This is a genomic window from Desulfovibrio faecalis, assembly GCF_053570625.1.
The window spans coordinates 3,133,820-3,157,270 of record NZ_JBRBQR010000001.1 but is presented as its reverse complement, the minus strand read 5'-3'; the positions used below and the strand labels follow the sequence as shown (position 1 = coordinate 3,157,270).

The window sequence follows — 23,451 nt, the reverse complement described above, 5'->3', positions numbered from 1 at the left end:
TTATGTCCATTACACTCAGCAATGTTAGCAAGTATTTTGGCAAGGTTAAGGCTGTTTCTTCCCTGAATCTCGAGATCGGAGATGGCGAATGTTTCTCCATGCTCGGGCCTTCGGGCTGCGGCAAAACCACGACCCTGCGCATGGTGGCGGGCTTTGAGGATCTGGACGAGGGCGAAATCAGCGTGAACGGCAAGCTGCTTTCGTCCGGCGCCAAAAAATACTATCTGCCGCCTGAAAAACGAGATTTCGGCATGGTGTTTCAGGCCTTTGCCGTGTGGCCGCACATGAGCGTGTATGAAAACGTGGCCTTTCCGCTGCGCATCAAAAAGATCGGCTCGGCGGAGCTGCACAAACGCACCACCGATGCCTTGCGGCATACCAACCTGCTGGATGTTGCGCAAAAAAGCCCTGCGGATCTTTCCGGCGGTGGCAAGCAGCGCGTGGCTCTTGCCCGGGCGCTGGCCATCAATCCTTCAGTCATGTTGCTGGACGAACCGCTTTCAAGCCTCGATCCTCATCTGCGTGAAGAAATGCGCTTTGAAATCAAGGAGCTGCAAAAGATTTACGGTTTCTCCATCATGTATGTGACTCACGATCAGTCGGAGGCCATGGCGCTTTCTGACCGCATCCTGGTGATGAAAAACGGCGTGGTGCAGCAGGTGGCCTCGCCTCTGGAGGTCTACACCCGGCCCGCCAACCGTTTTGTGTTCAGCTTTATAGGCTTGTCCAACTTTACGGAAATGGCGGTAACGGCAAGCCATATGCAGCTTGACGGCGTGAGTGCCGACTTCCCGGCGGGGTGCGTTCCTGATGCCGCCATTGTGCAGGCCGGGCGCGGCGTGGTTGCCAGCCGCCCCAATGAAATTGATTTCGTGGATGAAGGCGGCGTACCTGGCATTGTGGAACGGCGTACATTCTTGGGCGAACAGCTCGACTATCAGGTGCGTGTGGGCGAGCAGTGCGTGCGGGTGCAGAAAGGGCGGTACGCCCGAGGCCCGCATGAAGGAGAAAACTGCCGCCTGCACTTTTTGAAACCCCTGTGGTTCCCCCTGGATGCTGCCACCTAGCAGTGTGGTTCGCCGATACACCAGATCTATTTGCCTCTGATTATGGCCATGCGTTTTTGAGAAGATGCGCATGGCCGTTTTGCATTCTGGAAACGGTGGCTGGCAGGGAAAGTCCAGATTTGCATTTGCGGCGGCAGAGAAAAGGACGGTGAAAAATTTTTTAACCGACATCCCTTTGACAGATTGTAAGCCAGCAGCGCGGAAATTTGGATGCGTTCCGCAAAAAATGACACTGTGACAGGTATGTGTCAGAACTTTTTTTTATATCTAGATTTTATTTAACCTGCTTAAATATAGATAGATATGCAATGTTGAACCAAAGTTGCTCTTTTTTGGTAAAAATTTTTGCACGATAGGGCTTGCAAAGTGTTTAGCCCTTCCATATATTCACACCGAAGCGGGAAACCGCTCCATAGGCGTTTGTATGAAACCATAGTCCCAAGCGGGGCAAAAGAAAGGAAGGATAACCATGAAAAAGATCGCTACTCTTCTGTTGGCGGCCGGCCTTGTGTTCGGCGTTGCCACGGGCGCCAGCGCCATCGACTTCAAGGCCAAGGGCCAGTGGATCATGAGCTTTGACTACGGCCAGAACGGCAGCTTCACCGGCGGTAACGGCCGCACTGGTTACAACACGAGCCAGGATGAATTCGAATCCAGCCAGCGTGTGCGCCTGCAGTTGGACGCCGTGGCTTCTGAAGCCCTGTCCGGCACCGTGTTCTTCGAAATTGGCCAGCAGTACTGGGGCACCAGCGACTCCGGTCGCGGTAACGGCAACAACGGCGGCGCTCTTGGCGCTGATGGCAACGGTGCCATCAAGGTCAAGAATGCCTACATTGACTGGCTCGTTCCCCAGACCGATCTGAAGGTCCGCATGGGCATTCAGGGCATGGCCCTGCCCAGCTTCACCACCAATTCCAACTCCGTCCTCAATGATGACGTGGCTGGTATCACCGCTTCTTACCAGTTCAACGACAACGTTGGCGTGAGCGCCTTCTGGGCCCGTCTGTACAACGACAACTACAGCAACCTCAACGACCACAGCGGCAACCATAACAACTATATGGACAACTTTGACGCCTTTGGTCTGCTGGTTCCCCTGACCTTTGACGGCGTGAAAGTGACCCCCTGGGCCATGTACGCCTCTGTTGGTCCCAACACCTTCCGTAACGGCGATGGTTCATTTGACCGTTTGGCCAATACCAACTTTGCTCAGGCTTCCCGTGGTAACGTCCGTGCTGGTATGGTGCCTGCTTACGGTGCCATGTATAAGAGCGGCGCCACCTACGGCAAGAAGCTGAACGAATACGGCAATGCCTTCTGGGCTGGCCTGACCGGCGAAGTGACCACGTTTGATCCCTTCCGCATCGCGTGGGATTTCAACTACGGTTCCGTGTCTTATGACGACGGCCACTTCAACCGCGCTGGCTGGTTGGGTTCTTTGCTGTTCGAATACAAGCTTGATTGGGCTACCCCCGGCTTGTATGGTTGGTACGCTTCTGGCGATGACGACAACCCGGCCAATGGTTCCGAGCGCATGCCCACCATCAGCGCCACGGGCAACAACGAATTCTCCAACTATGCTTTCAGCGGCAACCCCTATATTGCCCGTGAAAACACCCTCAGCTCTACCATGACTGGTACCTGGGGTATCGGTGCCCGCTTGAAGGACATGAGCTTCGTTGAAAACCTGAAGCACACGCTGCGCTTGAACGTTATTGGTGGCACCAATAACACCAAGATGGCCAGCTACATCGTCCGTCAGGGTGGCTCCCCCGTCAGCGCTGCTGCCGGCATGGATCCCCTGTACATGACCACCAACGATACCGCCATGGAAATTGGCCTGACCAACTCCTACAAGATGTATGACAACTTCACCATCATGCTGGATGCGGCCTACATCGCCACCTGGCTTGACCAGTCCCGCTCTGTGTGGGGCAACAGCCGCATGAACGGCCGTAGCGACCAGGAACGTGATCCCTGGAACGTTAACGTGAGCTTCGTGTACTCCTTCTAAGAGTACCTAGCCTTATGATTAAAAGGGGAGCCTTCGGGTTCCCCTTTTTTGTTGCCCTGCGTCCAACATGCGTCTGTAAGCCCGCAGTGCTAGTCATGCGGGCTGTCTGCCACTCTTTGAGTCTACCTTGATCTTCTCGCGGTATCCCCCTGCAAAGTGATGCGCTGCATTTTTTCGGTATGGCATTCTATGGATTATGGGTGCTTGCAGCTTGAATGGATGATACCGCTCTGGACATCGTGCAACTGTGCTCAGCATTAATAAACGCCGTGCTCCCGGTAATGCCCCCACCGCATTTCCTCTAGTATTTGCACGCGAGCGGCATACGCCCTAACGTGAGGCATCCATGTTGCGTGTCATCATGCGGCGTCATCCCCGGTTGCTGTATTTGTTGAGGCACGATCACAGCCCCGGGGGCATCTGCCCCATCCGTATAATGCCAAAAGGGCGGCGCACCCATTACAAGTGCGCCGCCTTTTGTATGATGGGGGCGGCAGAGCAAGCTGCCGCCCCTTTGAACTGAGGATTACCCGAAGAAAGCCTTGAGGTCGTCCTGCGGGGTGCTGATGCCGCCGATGCCGAACTGTTCCACCAGCACCTTGGCCACGTTGGGCGAAAGGAAGGCAGGCAGCGTGGGTCCAAGGTGGATGTTCTTCACGCCAAGGGCGAGCAGGGCCAGCAGTACGATAACAGCCTTCTGCTCGTACCATGCAATGTTGTACACGATGGGCAGGTCGTTGATGTCGGCGAGGCCAAACACTTCCTTGAGCTTCAGGGCCACAACGGCCAGGGAGTAGGAGTCGTTGCACTGACCGGCGTCAAGCACGCGGGGGATGCCGCCGATATCGCCGAGGTCAAGCTTGTTGTAGCGGTATTTGGCGCAACCGGCAGTAAGGATGACGGTATCCTTGGGCAGGCCTTCGGCAAATTCGGTGTAGTAGGAGCGGCCCTTGGCGCGGCCATCGCAGCCAGCCATGACCACAAACTTCTTGATGGCGCCAGACTTCACTGCGTCAACGACCTTGTCGGCCAGGGCCAGCACCTGATTGTGCGCAAAGCCGCCCACAATCTCGCCGGTTTCAATTTCCGTGGGTGCGGGGCAGGTCTTGGCGTGGGCGATAATGGCCGAGAAGTCCTTGTGTTCGCCGATTTCACCGGGGATGTGCTTGCAGCCGGGGAAGCCCACAACACCTGTGGTGTACACGCGGTCTTTGTAGCTGTCCTTGGGCGGCACAAGGCAGTTGGTGGTCAGCAGGATGGGGCCGTTGAAGGTGTCAAATTCTTCCTTCTGCTTCCACCACGCATTACCGTAGTTGCCCTTGAAGTGGCTGAATTTTTTGAAAGCGGGGTAGTAGTGGGCGGGCAGCATTTCGGAGTGGGTGTACACGTCCACGCCTGTGCCCTCGGTCTGCTCAAGCAGCATCTGCAGGTCGCGCAGATCGTGGCCGGAAATCAGGATGCCGGGGTTGGTGCCCACGCCAATGTTGACCTTGGTGATTTCTGGGTTGCCGTAGGTGCCGGTGTTGGCGGCATCCAGCAGGGCCATAACACTCACGCCCTTGTTGCCGGTTTCAAGGGTCAGCGCCACAAGATCGGCCACGGAAAGGCTGTCGTCCAGAGTCTTGGCCAGAGCTTCTTGAAGGAAGTTGTCCACTGCAGGATCATGCTTGCCCAGCACATCGGCATGCTTGGCATAGGCGGCCATACCCTTGAGGCCAAAGGTAACAAGCCAGCGCAGGGAGCGAACATCGTCGTCGCTGGTGGCAAGAACGCCCACAGTGGCAGCCTTGGCAAGCATGGCGGCCTTGTCGTCCGCTTCCCACAGGGCGGCGTCGGCCATGCCGTCGCGCGAGCCAAGCTCGGCCATCAGGGCTTTCTTTGCAGCACAGGTTTTGCGCACGCGCTCGGCGAGCATGTCGTCGTCAAAGTTGGCATTGGTGATGGTGCAGAAAAGGTTGCCCACAACCATTCGGTCGATTTCGTGATTCACGGTCTTGCCCTGGGCGCGCAGCTTGGTGGCGACCTGCGCAAGGCCCTTGGTCACATATACCAGCACGTCCTGAAGGGCTGCTGTTTCGGGCTTCTTGCCGCATACGCCGATCTGGGTGCAGCCTTTGTTGCCCACGGTTTCCTGGCACTGATAGCAGAACATGGCGTTACTCATGAGATGTCTCCTGATACTCCGCAACGCGGAGGCTGGGGGGTGATCCGCCTACGCGGGGGTCTTGGGGGTAGGAAAAACAACGGTAAGCAGCATCTTGAAGCGCTCTTGCGCGTGTACAGAGTGCGGCTGGCCGGCGGGCATGATAATCACTTCGCCCGCCTGCACGGTATGTGACTGGCCACTGATGGTTACCTGCGCCGAGCCTTCGAGCACGAGAACCATGGCATCGCCCGTGGAGGTGTGGGCGCTGATTTCTTCGTTGGCGTCAAAGGCAAACAGGGTGATGCCCACAGAGGCGTTTTGGATAAGGGTCTTGCTGGCTATCTGGCCAGGCTGGCACTCGACCTGCGCGGCCAGGGGCAGCGCGGCGGCGAATTCAAGGTTCTTGAGAATGCGGTCCATGAGGCCCTCCTTGTGTTGACGATTCCGTTCTATCAAGGCTGGGACAATGGTTCTGTAACAAATGTTACGGATGCTCAAGAAAATGAAAATATTTGGGGCGCTGGATAAAAAGAGGGAAAGTATGCAATAGCCTGAAATTAATTATAAAAAAGAATAAATTTCAATCAGGCCGGGAAATATTCGCATAAAAAATTCAGTGAGGCTATGTCCGGTACGCGAATGCTTCTACCCTCCATTTGCAGAAGCCCCTCGTCGCGCATGGCGGCGAGCTCACGTGAAAGTGAGGGGCGGGTTACACCCAGAAAATCAGCCATCTGTTCACGGTTCATTGCCAGTGAAACCATGCCGTCAGGGCGGCGGTGTTCCAGCAGCAGGGCTGCAAGTTTGCGCCGCAAACTGCCTGAAGAAAGCAGTGAAATGCGGCGTGTGAGAAAAAAAGCCTTGTGCGCAAAAATGCCGAGCATGTTACGAATCATGCGTGAATGGACGGAGCAGGCCTTTTCGCAGGTGGCGTAGAAAAACCGGGCGGGTATGCCCAGTACGCGTACAGGCGTTTCCGCCAGGACGCTGCAGCCATAGCTTGGGCGGCCCAAAAAAACATGCACCTCGCCAAACAGGTCGCCCGGGGCGTCAACGCGCGCCATGACTGCGCGTCTGCCTTCGGTTGATTCCCGGCACACGTTCACCGCACCTTCCAGCAGCACATACAGCCTTTCCGGCGGGTCGGATTCTGCAAAAATCAACGCGCCTTTGCCGTGCTGTTCCTCAAATGCGCCACTGCATGCAAGGCACAAGCGCGCCTCCTGCCCGCTCATTCCAGAAAACAGGGGGGATGCTTCCAGGGCGCGTTCCATGTATTCCTCTTGTAGATTCTGCATACCTTGTAAAACCATACCCCATATCTCGTTTGTGATGCAACCGCACGTTTGCACTTTGCGCGCATGAAATAAAAAAAGGGGGCCAAAGCCCCCTTTTTGCCGAATTATATAAAACTTACAGCGAAGGCATGCCCAGCAGCAACCGGGCGGAAACCACCACCTGCATGATAACCTGAGTGATGTCCTTGACTGCCTGCATGTTCTTGGATTCCACCTTGGGCAGTATCATCACCTGATCGCCGGGCAGAATATCATCGCCGTTCTGCGACACCGAGCCGTTCTGGTGTAGCACAAGGACCTTGTCGTGGTCTGCGCGGTTGGTGTAACCGCCAGCCCCCTTGATGTAGTCGTCCACATCCTTCTTTTTGCCCCACAGCATGGCCTGCGGCATCATAACCTCGCCGCTCACCAGCACCACGTCGCTCTTGGGCGGGATCACAATGATATCGCCGTCTTCCAGCGAGAGGTCGGCTTTGTCCGGCCCGCCGTCAAGCACAACCACGCCTTCCGGTTCCACGCTCTTGGCCCGCTCCACAAATTTGGAGACCATCTCTGCCTCCTTGGCGCGGATGGCCGCTTCATCCGCGCTGGCAGAGGAAGCCGTAAGGGCTGTTTCTTCCAGCCTGCGCAGGGAATCCGCAATGGCTTTTTTCTGCCGGGCGGCAACGCTCTTGCGCTTGATGTACATGGCCTGAAGGTTGGCGCGACCAGGCTCAACGGCAATGAAGTTCTTCACTTCCTGCAGGCGGGCGCCGCGCCGAACGGGAAAACGCGAAGCCCCGCGCACTGCGCCCTGCACCTCAACCATCATGGTATTGCCGGGCGCATCTGCAATAAACTGCACCTGATCGCCGTCTTCAAGCATCAGGTTGCGCAGTTCCTTGAGCGGCAGATAGGTGCTGTAGGGCGCGCCGTTGCGTGTGCCGGAAAGGGCGATGTGCGAGGCGCTGTTCTGAGGTTCCGCCAGTTCAATCAGGGCCGTGCCCGTGGATTTGCCCTTGGGGAATTCAAATTTTGCAGAGGTGCGCACCGCTCCTATGGCCGTGATGGTGGGGCCTTTGTCGCCCACCACAAGCGTGTCGCCTTCCTGCACGCGCACAGCGGGCAACACGCCCTTGCGGGCAAAGGGGTAGAGGTCGAGGCTGGCAACAGCCTTGCCATCGCGCATGAGGCGGATGTCGCGATAACTGCCGCGCATGGGGTCAAGGCCCCCGGCTTTGTCCAGAAAGCTCAGCAAAGGGTCGCCGGGGGTGCCGGTATAACGTCCAGGCCTGGCAACGCCGCCTGTGACAAAAACAGCCACAGGCCGGGCATCCAGCGGTGCCGCGTAAATCTGCGCATCGGCGTGTCCGTTGGCGGCAAGTTTGCTGCGCAGGGCTTCGGTCAGCTTGTCGTAGCCAAGGCCCGCCACAGGTATGGCCCCCACTTCCGGTACGTCCAGATGTCCGTCGGCGGCCACAGTCAGGGTGCTGTCCACCTTGAGGTCGCCGCCCCACAGGCGCAGCACCACCCGGTCGCCCGGTGCGATGATGGAGGCATCCTTTGCGTCCTTGGCGGCGTCCTTGCTCTGCGAAAAATTGCCCTGAAACAGGTTGGCAGCGTAGGGCTGGGGTGCGTTTTCGGCCTTGACCGCAGTGGTCATGGCAAAAAAGATCATCAGAAAAGTAACAATAGTTCTGTGCGACATGGCAGTGTTGATGCAATGGATTCGGGCTTGCATGGCCCCCAGAGGTGGTTCCGCAAACAGGCTGTATGGCCCCAGGGTTCCGTGGTCAATATCCTCGTAACGCCTTGTATCTCCAGTGTCTGAAGACGCTGAGACATGCTCAGGGCGTGTCGGTTCAACAGGGCTGCGAGGCTGCAACTGCAACAAGGAAAGCGCACGGGCGTGGTATTCGCCGTGCGCTTCCATAAATAATCACATTTGCCCGGTTTAGCCAGAGGCAATGCACCCTTGATCGTTTTTTGCCAAAGGGCATGCTGGCAATACGCCGGAGTCTCAGCCTCGCTACTGTGAAAGACCCTGGCCCCACACGCGGGGGGCCATGTTCCAGCGGCCTTTGTCGTCCTTGCAGATGACAATAACTTCCGCTTCACGCTGGCCTGAAAGCACGGTGCCGCGTTTGCAGTCCTCGCCCTTGGCCGAGGTGAAAAGCTCGTCCAGGCTCACACGTACCCCCTTGCCAAAATCAGGGTCGTCAACAGTCGCGGTTTCTCCCACTGCGGAGACGATCATGAAGCCAGTGACAGGGCCGGGGGGTGTTTCCGGCTGGGCCGGGGACCCGCCGAAGCCGCACCCGCCGAGCAGCAGAGCCGTAAGAACCGCCAGACCGGAAAGGCCCAGGCGGCCTTTGCCGAGCAGAGCCATCGGCCAATGAGCTGAACGCGTTTGCATGGCATTTCCTTTTAATGGCTGCCGTATTCTGGGCAAATACAGCGGCTTTTTTCCTTCCCTCTCGCAAAGAAACGCGCGGCTGTCAATGCCTCACGCGCTTGCGACCTTGGTTGAGTCCTGCTCGCAGGGATAATAGTCACGCTTTTTGTAAAAAAGAGGAATTTATCTGTTGATACCATGGTAAGCCGGATGGTTAGCAAAAGCACAATTAATAAATAAGGAATTTTATTTTGCAATTTGTTGTAAGGGTGGTATTTTATGCACAATCTAGAAGTCAGCTTCGGGAGAGGTCATGTCCAAACTGGCAATGAAAACCATCCATGTGCATGACGCCGTGGGCAGTATTTTGTGTCACGACATCACCAGGATTATTCCTGGTGAAAGCAAAGGGCCTGTTTTTCGCAAAGGCCATGTTGTGCGGGAAGAAGACGTTGAGGTGCTGCTGCAGGTTGGCAAAGAGCATCTTTATGTTTTTGAATCCCTGCCCGGCATGGTTCACGAAAACGATGCCGCCGCGCGTGTTATTTCTGCCGTTTCCGGCGGCAACCTGACGTGCACGGAGCCCAAGGAAGGGCGTATCGACCTCAAGGTCGCCTGTGACGGGCTGCTGCGGGTGGATGTGCCTGTTCTCAACCGTATAAACAGCCTTGGCGAAATTTCTGTCGCAACTATCCACTCCATGCAGCACGTGACCAAGGGGCGCTCGGTAGCGGGAGCCCGCGTGGTGCCGTTGATGATTGAGGATGAAAAATTGCGGCAGCTAGAATCTTTCGTCGATGGGCCGGTCGTTGAAGTTCTGCCTCTGCGTCGCGCCAGGGTTGGCGTGGTCACAACAGGCAGCGAAGTATTTTACGGGCGCATTCAGGATGCCTTTGGCCCTGTGCTGCGCAAAAAGTTTGCCGCTCTTGGCAGCACGGTGGTGGGGCAGACCCTCACCAGCGACGAAGTGCCCATGACTGCCGGAGCAATCAGGGATTTTCTCGAACAGGGCGCTGACTTTATTGTGGTAACAGGCGGAATGTCTGTTGACCCGGACGACCGCACGCCAACTGCCATCCGCGCTTCCGGAGCGGAGGTGGTCAGCTATGGCGCGCCTGTGTATCCGGGGGCCATGTTCCTTCTGGCCTATGCCCAGGGGGCGGCAGGACGGGTGCCCGTGTTGGGGCTGCCCGGATGCGTCATGTACCACAAGGCCAGCATTTTTGATCTCGTTGTGCCGCGCCTGCTGGCCGGCATTGAGGTGACGGCTGCCGATGTGGCCGCATTGGGGCACGGGGGCTTTTGCTCCCAGTGTGAAGAATGCCGCTATCCTATCTGTCCGTTCGGGAAATAGGAGGCGGAAATCTGACCCCGGGCGCGGATTTACCGCGCAGGCATATACCTTTGTTCATCATTAAAAGGAGTCGCGCATGGAAACAAAAACCCTTGTGATTAACGGCATTCCCCGGCGCTTGCTGGCTAACCCCGACGATATGCTTGTGGACGTGCTGCGCGATCAGCTGCAGCTCACCAGTGTCAAAGTTGGCTGCGGCAAGGGCCAGTGCGGTGCCTGCACGGTGATCCTTGACGGCAAGGTTGTACGCGCCTGCGTGGTCAAAATGAGCCGCGTGGCGGAAAACGCCGCCGTAACCACGCTTGAAGGCGTGGGTACGCCCAGCAACCTGCATCCGCTCCAGCATTCCTGGATTTACCACGGCGCGGCCCAGTGCGGTTTCTGCACCCCCGGTTTCATCGTTTCGGCCAAGGCCCTGCTTGATTCCAATCCCAATCCCAGCCGTGAAGACGTGCGCGACTGGTTCCAGAAAAATCACAACGTCTGCCGCTGTACGGGCTACAAGCCCCTGGTGGACGCGGTCATGGACGCTGCCGCCCTCATGCGCGGTGATAAAACGCTGGACGACGTTACCTTCAAGATGCCTGCCGATGGCCGCATCTGGGGTTCCACCATGCCCCGTCCTTCTGCCGTCGCCAAGGTGACGGGCACTGCCGAATTCGGCGCGGACGCGGCGCACCGCCTGCCCGCCAACACCCTGCACCTCGCCATTGCCCAGGCCAAGGTATCTCATGCCAACATCAAGGGCATAGACACCTCTGAAGCCGAAAAAATGCCCGGCGTGTACAAGGTGCTGACCCACAAGGACGTGAAGGGCAGGAACCGCATCACCGGCCTGATCACCTTCCCCACCAACAAGGGCGATGGCTGGGAACGTCCTATCCTTAACGATACCAAAATCTTCCAGTACGGCGATGCGCTGGCCATTGTCTGCGCTGACTCCGAATGCAACGCCCGCGCTGCGGCTGAAAAGGTCAAGTTTGACCTTGAGCTGCTGCCCGAATACATGAGCGCCCCCGAGGCCATGGCCCCGGACGCCATCGAAATCCACCCCGGCACCCCCAACATCTACTACGACCAGCTTGAGGAAAAAGGCGCGGATACCGCTCCCTTCTTCAATGATCCGGCAAACGTCATCGCGGAAGGCGATTACTACACCCAGCGCCAGCCCCACCTGCCCATCGAACCCGATGTGGGCTACGGCTATGTGAACGACAAGGGCCAGGTGGTCATCCACTCCAAGTCCGTTGCCATTCATCTGCACGCGCTGATGATCGCCCCCGGCCTCGGCCTGGAATTCCCCAAGGATCTCGTGCTGGTGCAGAACACCACCGGCGGCACCTTTGGCTATAAGTTCAGCCCCACCATGGAAGCCCTTGTGGGCGTGGCCGTTATGGCTACGGGCCGTCCCTGCCACCTGCGTTACAACTACGAACAGCAGCAGAACTACACCGGCAAGCGTTCGCCCTTCTGGACGACCGTGCGTTTTGCCGCCAACAAGCAGGGCAAGATTCTTGCCATGGAAACGGACTGGAGCGTTGACCACGGCCCCTACTCCGAATTCGGCGATCTGCTCACCCTGCGCGGCGCGCAGTATATCGGCGCTGGTTACGGCATCGCCAACATTCGCGGCAAGGGCCGCACCGTTGCCACCAACCACTGCTGGGGTGCGGCTTTCCGCGGCTACGGCGCGCCGGAAACCGAATTCCCCTCCGAAGTGCTTATGGACGAACTGGCTGAAAAGCTGGGTATGGATCCCTTCGACATTCGCGAGCTGAACTGCTACCGCGAAGGCGATACCAACCCCTCGGGTCAGGTGCCTGAAGTCATGAGCCTGCCCGAAATGTTCCAGAAAATGCGCCCCTACTACGAAGAAGCCAAAAAGACCGTTAAGGCCAAGTCCACCGCCGAAGTCAAACGCGGCGTGGGTATTGCCCTTGGCGTGTATGGCGCGGGCCTTGACGGGCCGGACACCTCCGAAGCCTGGGCTGAACTGAACCCCGATGGCAGCGTCACTGTGGGCAACTCGTGGGAAGACCACGGCCAGGGCGCTGACTCCGGCACTCTGGGCACCGCCCATGAAGCACTGCGTCCCCTGGGCATCAAGCCTGAAAACATCCATCTGGTCATGAACGACACCAGCAAGACCCCCAATTCCGGTCCTGCTGGCGGTTCGCGCTCCCAGGTTGTCACTGGCAACGCCACACGCGTGGCCTGCGAAATGCTTATTGAAGGCATGCGCAAGCCCACCGGCGGCGGCTTCTTCACCTATGAGGAAATGAAGGCCGAAGGCCGCCCCGTGCACTATGACGGCAAGTGGTCTGCTCCGGCCAAGGACTGCGACGCCAAGGGCCAGGGCGAACCCTTTGCCTGCTACATGTACGGTCTGTTCCTTGCCGAAGTGGCCGTTGAGGTCGCAACCGGCAAGACCACGGTTGAAAAGCTTGTGTGCGTGGCTGACATCGGCACCCTGTGCAACAAGCTGGTGGTTGACGGCCAGATCTACGGCGGCATGGCGCAGGGCGTTGGCCTTGCCCTGACCGAAGACTACGAAGACCTGAAGAAGCACAGCACCCTTGCTGGCGCGGGCGTGCCCACCATCAAGATGATTCCTGACGACATGGAAATCGTCTATGTGCAGACCCCCCGCAAGGCTGGCCCCTTCGGCGCTTCCGGCGTGGGCGAAATGCCCCTCACCGCGCCGCATCCTGCCATCATCAACGCCATCTACAATGCTTGCGGCGCGCGCGTGCGCCACTTGCCCGCCCGCCCCGAAAAGGTGTTGGCGGCCATGCCCAAGTAGCGTAAGATTGCGGTAAACATCTGGAGACACTGGGGAGAATCCTGATTGAAAAGGGGTTCTCCCCATATCCCAGCCCCATGTTTATTCGTCAGGTTTACCGCGCGCCGGGCCATGAGCGCCGTAACGGTGTGCAATGTTTTTGCAGCGGGGCTTTCGGGGGTATCTCTGAAAGCTCCGTTTGTATTTTCGGCGGCAACCTGCGCCGCCTGCCCCTTGCAGCAGCGCCTGTCTGCACCAAGCCAGCGAGAACAATCGCCATGATGGATCAACAACGTCTGCACGAAATAGAGTTGCACTGCACACAGGAAAGCCCGCCCCGTTGTCGGGTGGCCTGTCCTTTTGATCTGGATGTGCGCGCCTTCATGGCCCGCATGGCTGAGGGCAAGCAGGGGGAGGCCCGCAAGGTGCTTGAGCGGCATTTGCCCCTGCCCGGCATCATTGCCCGCATTTGCGATCATCCCTGTGAAAACTCCTGTCTGCGGCAGGATCTGGGCGGCAGCCTCGCCATGCATGGGCTTGAACTTTCGTGCATGCTTGCGGTGGGTACGCAGACCCGTATGCTGCCTTTGCCGCCCAAAAAATTCCGCATGGCCGTCATGGGTGCCGGGCTTGCCGGGCTCACGGCAGCCTGGGATCTGTCGCGCAAGGCTTACCCCGTTACAGTCTTTCACTCTGGCGCGCCGGGTGAATTTTTGCTGGCAGCGCATCCCGCACTGGCGGCAGACAATACGGCGGGCATTGCCAAGGATTTTCTGGCCGAAGACATGGAAGCTCTTGGCCGCCAGAAGGTCAGTTTTACTCAGGCAACGCTTGATGCCGCGCTGCTGGAAAAGCTGGCGGCGGAGTATGACGCCGTACTGGTGGATGCTGATGCCGTGCAGCAGCTTGCCCCCGGTCTTGCACCAGACGAAGCGCTGGTGGAGGCGGAAACCCTGCTCTGGCGCGACAATATCTGCTGCGCTGGCTGGCGAAGCCGCACTCCCACAGGTCACGCTTTCGCCTCACCTTCGCGTCAGGCGGGGCAGGGGCGGCATGCCGCCCAGACAATGGAGCGCGTGACCAGCGGCGTTTCCCTCACAGCCGCGCGGGACAAATCTCAGGGGCCGCTGCACACCGATGTGACAGGTATTGCGCCCGTGCCGCGCGTGGAACCAGCCGCGCAGGCTGTTTGCGGCGATCCGCTCTATTCGGCGGAGGAATCCGCGCGCGAGGCGGAGCGCTGCCTGCAATGCCAGTGTATGATCTGTGTGCGCGAATGCGTATATTTGCAGAAATACAAGGGCTATCCGCGCCTCTACGCACGTCAGGTCAATAACAACGCGTCCATCGTCAAGGGCCTGCACACGGCCAATGCCCTCATCAATGGCTGCGCCCTGTGCGGTCAGTGCGAGGAGCTGTGCCCGGAGAATTTTTCCATGGCCGAGCTGTGCCTTTCCGCACGGGAAGACATGGTGGAACGCGGCTTTATGCCGCCCACGGCCCACGAGTTTGCGCTTGAGGATATGGAAAGCGCCTCCGGGCCGGAATGCGCCCTTGTGCTGCCGCCCTTGTCGCCAGACGCAGAATCCCAGGGCGCTGACGCGAGTCAGGCGGTGGGCGAGCAGTGGCTGTTCTTCCCCGGCTGTCAGTTGGCTGCGGCCCGCGTGGAACAAACGGCGGCGCTTTATGATCTGCTGTGCGAAAAATTTGGCAACGGCCTGAAATCCGGCGTGGGCATCATGCTTTCCTGCTGCGGCATCCCAGCGCGCTGGGCCGGAAGAACCACCCTGTTCAAGGAGCATACGGACAAACTGCGCACCGCCTGGGAGGGTCTAGGCAAGCCGCGCATTATGGCGGCCTGTTCTTCATGTATTACGGCCTTGCACGAGGCCCTGCCGGAAGCGCAGACTGTTTCCGTGTGGGAGGTGCTGGACAGCTTGCCGTTTGAGGCTCCCACTGCTGGTAATTCACTGCCCTCGGTTTTTTCCATTCAGGATCCCTGCACCGCCCGGCACGATGCGGCCTGGCTTGCCGCTGTGCGCAGCCTGGCTGACAAATGCGGGGCAAAAATTGAAGAACCGCGCCTTTCCGGCGCATCTACAGCCTGTTGCGGCTACGGCGGCCTTGTGTGGTGCGCCCAGCCGGAAACAGCGCGAGCCATGAGCGATCACCGGGCCGCCCAGCTTGAGCACCCCGGCCTTGCCTCGTGCATCATGTGCCGTGACCGCATGGCGGCCAGCGGCAAGGAGTGCTGGCATCTGCTTGATCTGTTGCTGCCAGCGTCAGGCAAGGCTCAGTCCGGCGCGGCTCAAGGGCCGGGCCTTTCGGCGCGTCGCGTCAACAGGGCTGCCTTGCGCCGCAAACTGCTGGAAAAATATGGCAGCGCCGCCGGGCAACAGGCCCTGCTTGCAGACACGCCCGAGCCGACCGGAAAGGGCAGGGTGCTGGTGGCGGCGGATGTGTTGGCGCGGCTGGAAGAGCGGCATATTCTGCTTTCAGACGTGGAAGGGGCCGTTGTGGGGGCCGAGGCCAGTGGGCACTGGTTCGAGAATCTGGATGACGGGCATCGTCTTGGCTCGTGGCGGCCCAGAAAGGTGACTTTCTGGGTGGAATACGAAGCGCAGGGCGAGGTCTTTGTCCTGCACGATGCGTGGTGCCACCGGATGGTGGTGCCGGGTTCCGGCGGTCAGGAAGCTGCGGATGTCATCAACAGCCACCAGTGCTGCACCGATGGGCAGCGCCCCAACATGTTGGGCGCGCAAAATGGCGGGCAGAGAGGTGAACAGTCATGAGCATGGGGCCAAACTACGGGCCGGACGGCGGCCAGTGGGTGTGCGGGCGTTGCCGCGTTGCCCTTGAGCAGGTGAAGGTTCCTGTTTTTTATCTCAACAGCGCCTTTGACGTGTTTTTGCCGCGCTGCCCCAAGTGCGGGCTGACGCAGGTGCCCAAATCTCTGGCCGAAGGCAAGATGCTTGAAGTGGAAGCTCTGCTGGAAGATAAATGAACGCACTGTGGGAAAGACCGGACTTTCGCCGCGCAGCTGGTGACGCATGGCGTCCCGGTGGCGTGGAACTGACGCGTCGAGCGCTTGCGTGGTGCGCTTCTGCGGGCCTGCTTGCGCCCGGCGGGCTGGTTCTTGACCTTGGCAGCGGGGCAGGGGCGACATTGCACCTGCTCACGCAGATGGGCTACCGTGCCGTGGGGCTGGACAAACACGCTGAGGCCGGACTTCCTGTGGATGCAGCCCCTTCTGCTGACGTCCGCATTGTGCAGGCCGATCTTGAGCGCCCGCCGCTGACCGCAGACTCCTGCGACTGCATAGTGTGCGAATGTGTTCTTTCCCTGTTGCACAATCCCCTTGCGGCCTTGCGTGCCGCCTGCCGCGCCCTGCGCCCCGGCGGGGTGATGGTGGTCAGCGACCTCATGTTGCGGCCAGGGTATGAACGCCCCGGCAGCACCGGCTGCTCTGGTGCAGGCTCTTCCCGCTCCAGTTGTTCCTGTTCCGGTCACGCAAGCGCAGTACAATCGAACTCGTCCCAATCCATCCCGCCGACAACAGCGACAGCTGAGCCACTCCCGGAAAAATACGCCGCACCGGGTTCATCGTGCCTTGCGGGTGCGCGGCCTGAATCTGCGTGGCGCGGGCTTGTGGAAGCGGCTGGCTTGCACCTGCTGCATTTTGAGGACAACAGCCGCGCTCTGGTGGAACTGGCCGCCCGCATGATCTGGTACAGCGACGACGCAACCCGGCCCGTTCAAGGGTGCAAGTGCGGGGGAACCGCCCCCGGCAAAAGCTGGCGCGCCTACGGATACGGCCTTTGGATTGCCCGAAAGGAGACCCCATGAATCCCATGATGATGGAATTATTGCCCCTGGTGCATCAGGGCTATTGTTGCAGCCAGTTGCTGCTCCTGCTCATGTTGCAGGCTCAGGACAGGCAGAACCCCGGCGTTGTGCGCGCCGCGCAGGGCCTGTGCCATGGTATCGGCCAATCGGACGGCCCCTGTGGCCTTTTGACCGGCGGGGCCTGCGCTCTTGCTCTGGTCGCGGGTAAGGGGGCGGAAGATGAAATCCCGCATCCCATGCTCACCCCCCTGCTCAATGACTACGCCACATGGTTTTATGACCGCACGGAAGCTTACGGCGGTCAGCGTTGCGGGCAGATTGCGGTTGGGCTCGGCGCGACTTCCGGTGCTGCGGGCGAGCAGCCAAATCCTGTGGCCTGCGGCGACTTGCTGGCGGAATGCTGGGGGAAAATCATGGAACTGGTTCAGAGTTACGAGCTGGATCTGACGGAAAAGGCATGACCTTACGCCGCACCCAGAGCCTTTGCCCCGTGTGTCTGCGCCGGGTAGAGGCCACCTATGAACGTTCGGTCAAGGATGCCCTTACGGTTGTGCTGCGCAAAACCTGCCCGGATCACGGCACGTTCAGTGTCCCCGTATGGCGAGAGGCCAAGCCCGGTGCGGTTGCCACGCCGCCCTTTGCAGCATGGTCGCGGCCCAAAAGCCCCTCCTACCCGACCAACCCGTATACGCCCATCCGCGATGGCTGCCCCTTTGACTGCGGCCTTTGCCCTGCCCACGCCCAACATTCCTGCACGGGCCTGTTTGAGGTCACCATGCGTTGCGACATGTCCTGCCCTGTGTGCTATGCTTCTGCTGGTTCTATGTCGAACCAATCTTCCGGCGAGGCGGCAGACGTTCCGTTCAGTGTGATTGCGGCGCAGATGGACACCCTCAAGGGAGCGTCCGGCCCCTGCAACGTGCAGATATCCGGCGGAGAGCCGACCATGCGCCATGACCTGCCGCAGATCATCACACTTGCGCGGCAACGCGGCTTTGGGCTGGTGCAGATCAATACTAACGGACTGCGTTTGTCGCGCGAGCAGGGCTATGCCCGCGTGCTGCGCGAGGCGGGGCTTGATTCTGTCTATCTGCAATGGGACGGCGTGTGCGAAAGCAGTTTTACAAGCCTTCGGGGCAGGGAATGCCTTGATTTCAAGCGCCGCGCCGTGCGCAACTGCGCAGAGGCTGGGCTTGGCGTGGTGCTGGTGGCAACTCTCGTACGAGGCGTCAACGATGGTGAACTCGGCGATCTGCTGCGCATGGCGTTGGAGCTTGGCCCGGCGGTGCGGGGGCTGCACATGCAGCCAGCAGCATTTTTTGGCCGCTACCCCTGGCGGCTGGAGGAAGCCCCGCGCCTGACCCTGCCCGAAGTCATGGCAGCACTGGCCCATCAGGCACCGGAAATGGTCAGCCCTAGCCACCTGCACCCGCCTGGATGTGAAAACGAGCTGTGTTCCTTCAGTGCCGTGTACCGTCGGGTGCAAAAAAACGGTGTACCTTCGCTGGAATGGCTGGCCGATGCGGGGCAGTCGTGCTGCTCACCTGCGCCGCAGTCTGCTGGAGCGGAAGTGCCGCCATCAGCGGAGGACGGCGCGCGCAAGGCCAAGCAGTTTGTGGCCCTGCACTGGAAGGGCGGCACCGACGGCGGGGAATCTGCCTGCGCCTGTGGGGGCGCATCTGGCTCTGACGCTGGCAGCGCAGGCAGCAAGGCCAGTGCGGACGGCTTCAGCCGATTTCTGGCTCAGGCTGGGGCAGAGCAGCGTTTCACACTTTCGGCCATGGCCTTTCAGGATGCCCTGAGCCTCGACCTTGACCGTGTACGCGGCTGCTGCATCCATGTGGTGCGGCCTGACGGGCGCATGATTCCGTTCTGCTTGCATAACCTCACTGCCAGCGATGGCACGCGCCTGTATGGTGACGCATAGTGACAGATACCGCGAATCAACCTTCCATAACGGGTTTCGGCTCCTGCCCGCTTGATCGCTGGCTGGCCCGCCAGTGCGGGGCACGTAGCGCCGGGGAACTGCCCGGCAAGCTGGTGATTACGCAAGCGGCCCTGCTGCGCAGCACCTTGCGACAGGCCGTGCATGGGGCGTTTTATGCCAGACATTTGCGGGAGTGCGATCTGGATATAACCAGTGTGGATGATCTGGAGCGCCTGCCCTTCACCACTGCGGAAGACCTGCGCAACTGGGGTGATTTTTTGTGCGTGTCGCAGGGGGATGTGCAGCGTATGGTCACGCTGCACACGTCAGGCACCACGGGGCAACCCAAGCGGCTTGCCTTTACTGATGCGGATTTGGCCCGCACGCGTGATTTTTTTTCCGTGGGCATGAGCCAGCTTGTGGGCGCAGGGCAGCGGCTGGCAGTGCTGTTGCCCGGTGCGGAACGGCCTGATGGCGTGGCCGACCTGTTGCGGCAGGCTTTGAGAGCGTCAGATGTAGAGGTGCTGGCCCCACCGCCGGAAGTTCACGCGATCCCAGCGGCAAATACAGGCACTTGCGCAGAGGCGGGCGGCGAGCAGGGCAAAGCTCTTGCCCAGTGGCTGGAGCAGACAAAGCCCCATTGCCTCGTGGCCGCGCCCGCGCAACTGGCCCTTTTGCTGAAACATTTCCCCGAACGGGGGCCGCAGGGGCTTGCGGGCATACTCACCAGCGCTGAGCCGCTGGACGATGCGCTTGGTCTGGCCTTGCGCCGGGCGTGGCAATGCGAGATTCTGGATCACTACGGCCTCACCGAAACCGCCTACGGTTGCGCGGTGGAATGCCCCGCACATCAGGGTTTTCACGTGCGCGAACTGGACGTTCTGATAGAAATAGTAGATATTTTAGGGCGTAAAGTATTGGCCCAAGGCGAGGAGGGCGAGGTCGTCATTACCACGCTTCAACGACAGGCCATGCCCTTGGTGCGATATCGAACTGGTGATGTGGCCTGTCTGCTGCCAGCCCCTTGCGCCTGCGGCAGCCCCTTGCGCAGGCTCGGCCCTGTGCGTGGCCGCATTGAACGCAAAAGCGGGCAGCCGCCGCGCATCGTGCGCCCGGCCAAGGGGCGGGGTGTTTAGCGTCTGATGCCATGCCCAACAATGGGTATTTGTATCTGGCTCCACACAGTGATTGTTTTCAGCGCAACAAAGCGAAGAAGAAAGCACATGAAACCAGCCGTTTTGATTCTTGCCGCAGGCATGGCCTCGCGCATGGGGGCAGCCAAGGCACTGCTTTCCCTGCCCTCGCTGCCAGAAGGCGGGCGCTGCTCCGCCCTGAGGGGGCTGGTCAGTCTGTATCGTGCCCTTGGTGTGGAAGATGTGGTGATCATCAGCGGCTTCCATGCCGAAATTGTGGAAGCAGAGGCTCTGGCGCTGGGGCTGACCCCAGTGCGCAATCCCGACCCGCAGCGGGGCATGTTTTCATCTGTGCAGACAGGCGTGGAAGCTCTGGTGAAGGGCGGTTTTAACGGGCAATTTTTTGTGCAGCCTGTGGATGTACCGCTGGTGCGGCCCCTGACCATCAAGGCATTGCTTGATGCCGCAGGGCAGGAAGAGGCCAACCAGGCGGCAGAGCTGGCTGTGAGCGGCAAGGCCGCGTCCATGCCGGTGCTTGTGCCGACATTTGACGGACAGGAGGGGCATCCTCCCCTGATTCCCATGGCTTTGGCTCCGCATATTCTGGCGCACCAGGGGCAAAACGGGCTGCGTGGGGCGCTGGAAGGCGCGCCTTTGCGGCAGGTGCCTGTGGCTGACGCCCTGATTCTGGAAGATATGGACACCCCAGACGACTATGCGCGCCTGCGCGTGCTGGCTAGTGAGCGGCATACTTTGTCGCCCGTTGAGGCGGAATGCTTGCTGCGTATGTGCAACGTGCCGGAAAAAGGCTTGCGTCACGCGCGGGCAGTGGGGGCTGTGGCCTGTTGCCTGGCCGAGGCTCTCGCGCACGTGCGTGAGGCCGCAGGCTATGATGCCGGGGTGGATCCCCGCCTGGCGCTGGCTGGTGGGTTGCTGCACGATATCTGCAAAGGCCAGCCCAGGCATGAGGCTGCTGCTGGGGAATTTTTACGGCGGCTGGAATTGCCGGAGATGGCGCGTCTGGTGCAGGATCACCGTGATCTGTCCTTGCCGGAGGACGAGCCGGTCACAGAGCGCGAGCTGGTCTATTTGGCCGACAAATACTGTTACGGCGGCAACTTTGTGCCTGTGCAGCGGCGCTTTGGCCTCAAACTGGAGGCTTATGCCCAGGATGCCCCGGCCTGCGAGGCCATCCGGGGGCGGCTTGGTCGCGTCAAGGCTTTGGAAGAGCGCATTGCCCGCGAAATAGGCAAAGAACCCGCCTTGGTGGCGGAACGCGCCCTTGTGCGTAATTGCAATGCTGCGCGCGGCAATGTTGCCCGGCGTGAGGTTGCATGAGCGGCATCTGGCTGGTGCGGCACGGCATGTTGCCGCCCAATCCGGAGCGGCGCATGGTCGGCGCGAGGGATATTCCTTTAAGTGATGCGGGCCGGGAGCAGATACGGCTTTTGGCGAAGCAGTTCATGCCAGCGGTGCAGGGCGCGCTTGGCGCGGTCATCTGCTCGGATCTTGACCGCTGCCGTGAGACTGCCGCCATCCTGATGGAGGCAGTGCCGCAGGGGCGGCCCCCCTTGCATGTGGAGCCCGGTTTGCGCGAGATTGATCTTGGCCTCTGGCAGGGCATGACCAAGGCGGAAATTGAGCGCGCATGGCCCGGCGCATATGCCGCACGCGGGCAGGATATGGCGCATTTTTGCCCCCCGCAGGGTGAAAGTTTCATGCAGGCCCAGCGCCGCGCTCTGGCGGCTGTGGCGCGCTGGCGCAGGCTTTACCCCGGTGCAACCCTGCTCATGGTTTCGCATGCGGGTATTCTGGGCAGCTTGCTGGCCCACTACCTTGCCCTGCCGCTCAGGGATGTGCTACGCATACCCCAATACTACGGCTGCCGCGCCTTTGTGCCGGAATGGTAGCCCGCCCACAGCCGCAACCTGTACGCGCTGGCAGCACTCCCTTTTGCCTCAGATCCAGGCCGTGGGATTGTACACGCGGATGTGCAGCTTGATGTAACGGTCTGTGAGCACCTCTGCGGGCAGATTCAGGGCGATATGCTCCTGCTCGTGCTGGCTGAATTTCGCCAGCCAGTCCGCCGCTTCGCGGCCCAGCTCAGCCATGCGTGCCAGCGGTGTAAAGAGCGACGCCGGGCAAATCTGATAAAGATACATCTCGCCCGCGTTCAGCACAAAAGGAAAAAGCCCGCAGGCCACAGGCCGTTCAGGCCGGGGCAGACGGCAACCCTGATTGGTGCACGAGCGGCAACCCCGGCCGTCCATAAAGGCCGTATCCTTGTTGAGCAGATAAAAGTCGTTGGCAAGGCCGGGGCGCAACTGCTCGGGCAGCAGGCCCATGGGAAAAAGCTCGTTGGAATCCTGCGGGCCGCAGCAATAGCGGCAATCGCGGCAATAGCCGTTTTGCAGCCATCCTTCGCGCCAGCTGACGGCACGGCGACGGGGAAAGACCTTCTGCCAGTGCGACAGGTAGTCCCAAAAACCTTTGCTCATACGTTCTCCTGAAAGCAACTATCCGGCCCTAAATCAGCTCGTGTGCAGCAACACCATGCCGCAGACAAGCAGGGCAATGCCCGCAAATGCGCTAGGGTTGAGCTTTTGGCGCAGCAGCAGCCATCCGCCAAGGGAAGTGCCAAGTACGCCAAAACCGCCCCACATGGCGTAAGCCACGGCCAAATCCATATGATGAACTGCCAGTGAAAGGCAATAGAAAGCCAGCCCCACCAGCGCAAGGGCCAGCAGGCCCACGGCGCGGCGGCGGAAGCTGTCGGAGCGCACGAGCAGCATATTGGCGGTCACGTCCAGGGCGGCAGCCAGCAAAACCAGCGGCAGGGCGGCGTTCTGGAACAGGCTTGAAATATCCATCATCTGTTCCCTCCTGCGGCCAGGCCGTTATTCACGGCGGACGCTTCTGCGCGCTGCTTGCGGGCTTCAGCCTTGTTGCTGGCCGTGGGGGAGTCCTCGCGGCTGGGCTTTGGTGCCCCGTGCGCGGTACCATAGTTGACCAGCAAAGCACCAGACAGCACGCAGGCCAGACCCAGCGCGCGTCGCAAGGTCAGGGCTTCGTTCAGAAAAAGCACGCTGCCCAGAGTGATGCAGGTCAGGCCCAACCCCTCCCAGAAGGCAAAGGTCACGCCAACGGGAATGCCCGTAACGGCCTTGGACAAAAAATAGTAGGACATAGCGATGGCCAGCCACATGACAACCAGCCCCAAAACCTGCGCGTGGGGAAAATCCCAGCTCTGCGCCAGCTTCATGACAAGTGTTCCGCCTACCTCCAGAAATACGGAGGCAAGGAGGCAGCACCAATGATACGGTTTTGATCTAAGCATAAAAATCTCTCGCAAAAAATAGAAAGATAATCCTTCAGCATAGAAGGACAACAATGGCTATGACCAGAGGAAGTAGCGAGAGATGCTAGAGCAGGGAACGCCAGTAGCGTTCTTCAGGAAAGCCCGAAACGCATGGGCGTAAAAGAGGCATAAAAGCAGAGTTGAAGTGTAAC

At 59.8% G+C, this 23,451-nt stretch carries 20 protein-coding genes; 12 read left to right on the top strand and 8 right to left on the bottom strand.

All coding sequences use genetic code 11. From position 1 onward, the window contains the following. Nucleotides 1-2: 2 nt before the first annotated feature. Complete coding sequence (locus ACUZ79_RS13950) at nucleotides 3-1,067, top strand: ABC transporter ATP-binding protein (RefSeq protein ID WP_449251954.1); 1,065 nt, start codon at nucleotides 3-5, stop codon at nucleotides 1,065-1,067. 469 nt (nucleotides 1,068-1,536) lie between these two features. Beyond that, nucleotides 1,537-3,081, top strand: a complete 1,545-nt coding sequence (locus ACUZ79_RS13945; RefSeq protein ID WP_449251953.1) for an outer membrane homotrimeric porin — start codon at nucleotides 1,537-1,539, stop codon at nucleotides 3,079-3,081. A 526-nt stretch (nucleotides 3,082-3,607) separates the two neighbouring features. Here the strand turns inward: ACUZ79_RS13945 and hcp are convergent. From hcp to ACUZ79_RS13920, 5 genes are all read right to left on the bottom strand, one after another. After that, nucleotides 3,608-5,233: a hydroxylamine reductase gene (gene hcp, locus ACUZ79_RS13940; RefSeq protein WP_240825010.1), complete on the bottom strand. Its 1,626-nt coding sequence runs from the start codon at nucleotides 5,231-5,233 to the stop codon at nucleotides 3,608-3,610. 60 nt (nucleotides 5,234-5,293) lie between these two features. Beyond that, complete coding sequence (locus tag ACUZ79_RS13935) at nucleotides 5,294-5,647, bottom strand: cupin domain-containing protein (protein WP_240824839.1); 354 nt, start codon at nucleotides 5,645-5,647, stop codon at nucleotides 5,294-5,296. Nucleotides 5,648-5,811: 164 nt separating this feature from the next. Beyond that, nucleotides 5,812-6,501: a Crp/Fnr family transcriptional regulator gene (locus ACUZ79_RS13930; protein ID WP_240824840.1), complete on the bottom strand. Its 690-nt coding sequence runs from the start codon at nucleotides 6,499-6,501 to the stop codon at nucleotides 5,812-5,814. A gap of 139 nt (nucleotides 6,502-6,640) precedes the next feature. Further along, nucleotides 6,641-8,437 carry a polysaccharide biosynthesis/export family protein gene (locus ACUZ79_RS13925; protein ID WP_449251952.1) on the bottom strand — a complete coding sequence of 599 codons (1,797 nt, stop codon included), beginning with the start codon at nucleotides 8,435-8,437 and terminating at the stop codon, nucleotides 6,641-6,643. A 96-nt stretch (nucleotides 8,438-8,533) separates the two neighbouring features. After that, on the bottom strand, nucleotides 8,534-8,920 hold the full coding sequence (locus tag ACUZ79_RS13920) for a DVU3141 family protein (protein ID WP_449251951.1): 387 nt from the start codon (nucleotides 8,918-8,920) through the stop codon (nucleotides 8,534-8,536). 307 nt (nucleotides 8,921-9,227) lie between these two features. Here ACUZ79_RS13920 and ACUZ79_RS13915 point away from each other — a divergent pair, with 307 nt between their 5' ends. From ACUZ79_RS13915 to ACUZ79_RS13870, 10 genes are all read left to right on the top strand, one after another. Further along, nucleotides 9,228-10,253, top strand: coding sequence for a molybdopterin-binding protein (locus ACUZ79_RS13915; protein WP_449252181.1), 1,026 nt, complete (start codon nucleotides 9,228-9,230; stop codon nucleotides 10,251-10,253). A gap of 76 nt (nucleotides 10,254-10,329) precedes the next feature. After that, complete coding sequence (locus ACUZ79_RS13910; RefSeq protein ID WP_449251950.1) at nucleotides 10,330-13,056, top strand: molybdopterin-dependent aldehyde oxidoreductase; 2,727 nt, start codon at nucleotides 10,330-10,332, stop codon at nucleotides 13,054-13,056. Nucleotides 13,057-13,313: 257 nt separating this feature from the next. Beyond that, nucleotides 13,314-15,827, top strand: coding sequence for a pyridine nucleotide-disulfide oxidoreductase/dicluster-binding protein (locus ACUZ79_RS13905; RefSeq protein WP_449251949.1), 2,514 nt, complete (start codon nucleotides 13,314-13,316; stop codon nucleotides 15,825-15,827). Next, on the top strand, nucleotides 15,824-16,039 hold the full coding sequence (locus ACUZ79_RS13900; protein WP_192113326.1) for a DVU_1557 family redox protein: 216 nt from the start codon (nucleotides 15,824-15,826) through the stop codon (nucleotides 16,037-16,039). The genes ACUZ79_RS13905 and ACUZ79_RS13900 overlap by 4 nt, the downstream gene beginning before the upstream one ends. Continuing rightward, complete coding sequence (gene trsM, locus ACUZ79_RS13895) at nucleotides 16,036-16,881, top strand: DVU_1556 family methyltransferase (protein WP_449251948.1); 846 nt, start codon at nucleotides 16,036-16,038, stop codon at nucleotides 16,879-16,881. The genes ACUZ79_RS13900 and trsM overlap by 4 nt, the downstream gene beginning before the upstream one ends. Further along, nucleotides 16,878-17,342: a DVU_1555 family C-GCAxxG-C-C protein gene (locus ACUZ79_RS13890; protein ID WP_449251947.1), complete on the top strand. Its 465-nt coding sequence runs from the start codon at nucleotides 16,878-16,880 to the stop codon at nucleotides 17,340-17,342. The genes trsM and ACUZ79_RS13890 overlap by 4 nt, the downstream gene beginning before the upstream one ends. Then, a complete protein-coding gene (gene trsS, locus ACUZ79_RS13885) occupies nucleotides 17,339-18,808 on the top strand; it encodes a radical SAM (seleno)protein TrsS (protein WP_449251946.1) in 1,470 nt (489 codons plus the stop codon). Before ACUZ79_RS13890 ends, trsS begins: the two co-directional genes overlap by 4 nt. Then, nucleotides 18,808-19,944 carry a DVU_1553 family AMP-dependent CoA ligase gene (locus ACUZ79_RS13880; RefSeq protein ID WP_449251945.1) on the top strand — a complete coding sequence of 379 codons (1,137 nt, stop codon included), beginning with the start codon at nucleotides 18,808-18,810 and terminating at the stop codon, nucleotides 19,942-19,944. The genes trsS and ACUZ79_RS13880 overlap by 1 nt, the downstream gene beginning before the upstream one ends. Before the next feature lie 87 nt (nucleotides 19,945-20,031). Then, a complete protein-coding gene (locus ACUZ79_RS13875; RefSeq protein WP_449251944.1) occupies nucleotides 20,032-21,279 on the top strand; it encodes a DVU_1551 family NTP transferase in 1,248 nt (415 codons plus the stop codon). After that, on the top strand, nucleotides 21,276-21,851 hold the full coding sequence (locus ACUZ79_RS13870) for a histidine phosphatase family protein (protein ID WP_449251943.1): 576 nt from the start codon (nucleotides 21,276-21,278) through the stop codon (nucleotides 21,849-21,851). The genes ACUZ79_RS13875 and ACUZ79_RS13870 overlap by 4 nt, the downstream gene beginning before the upstream one ends. Before the next feature lie 48 nt (nucleotides 21,852-21,899). Here the strand turns inward: ACUZ79_RS13870 and ACUZ79_RS13865 are convergent, their stop codons facing one another. From ACUZ79_RS13865 to ACUZ79_RS13855, 3 genes are read right to left on the bottom strand one after another with little or no spacing between them, the layout of a single operon-like run. Beyond that, complete coding sequence (locus ACUZ79_RS13865) at nucleotides 21,900-22,439, bottom strand: hypothetical protein (RefSeq protein ID WP_240824851.1); 540 nt, start codon at nucleotides 22,437-22,439, stop codon at nucleotides 21,900-21,902. Nucleotides 22,440-22,472: 33 nt separating this feature from the next. Beyond that, nucleotides 22,473-22,811, bottom strand: coding sequence for an SMR family transporter (locus ACUZ79_RS13860; RefSeq protein WP_240825011.1), 339 nt, complete (start codon nucleotides 22,809-22,811; stop codon nucleotides 22,473-22,475). Continuing rightward, nucleotides 22,811-23,203, bottom strand: a complete 393-nt coding sequence (locus ACUZ79_RS13855) for a DMT family transporter (protein WP_449251942.1) — start codon at nucleotides 23,201-23,203, stop codon at nucleotides 22,811-22,813. The genes ACUZ79_RS13860 and ACUZ79_RS13855 overlap by 1 nt, the downstream gene beginning before the upstream one ends. Between the last annotated feature and the right edge of the window lie 248 nt (nucleotides 23,204-23,451).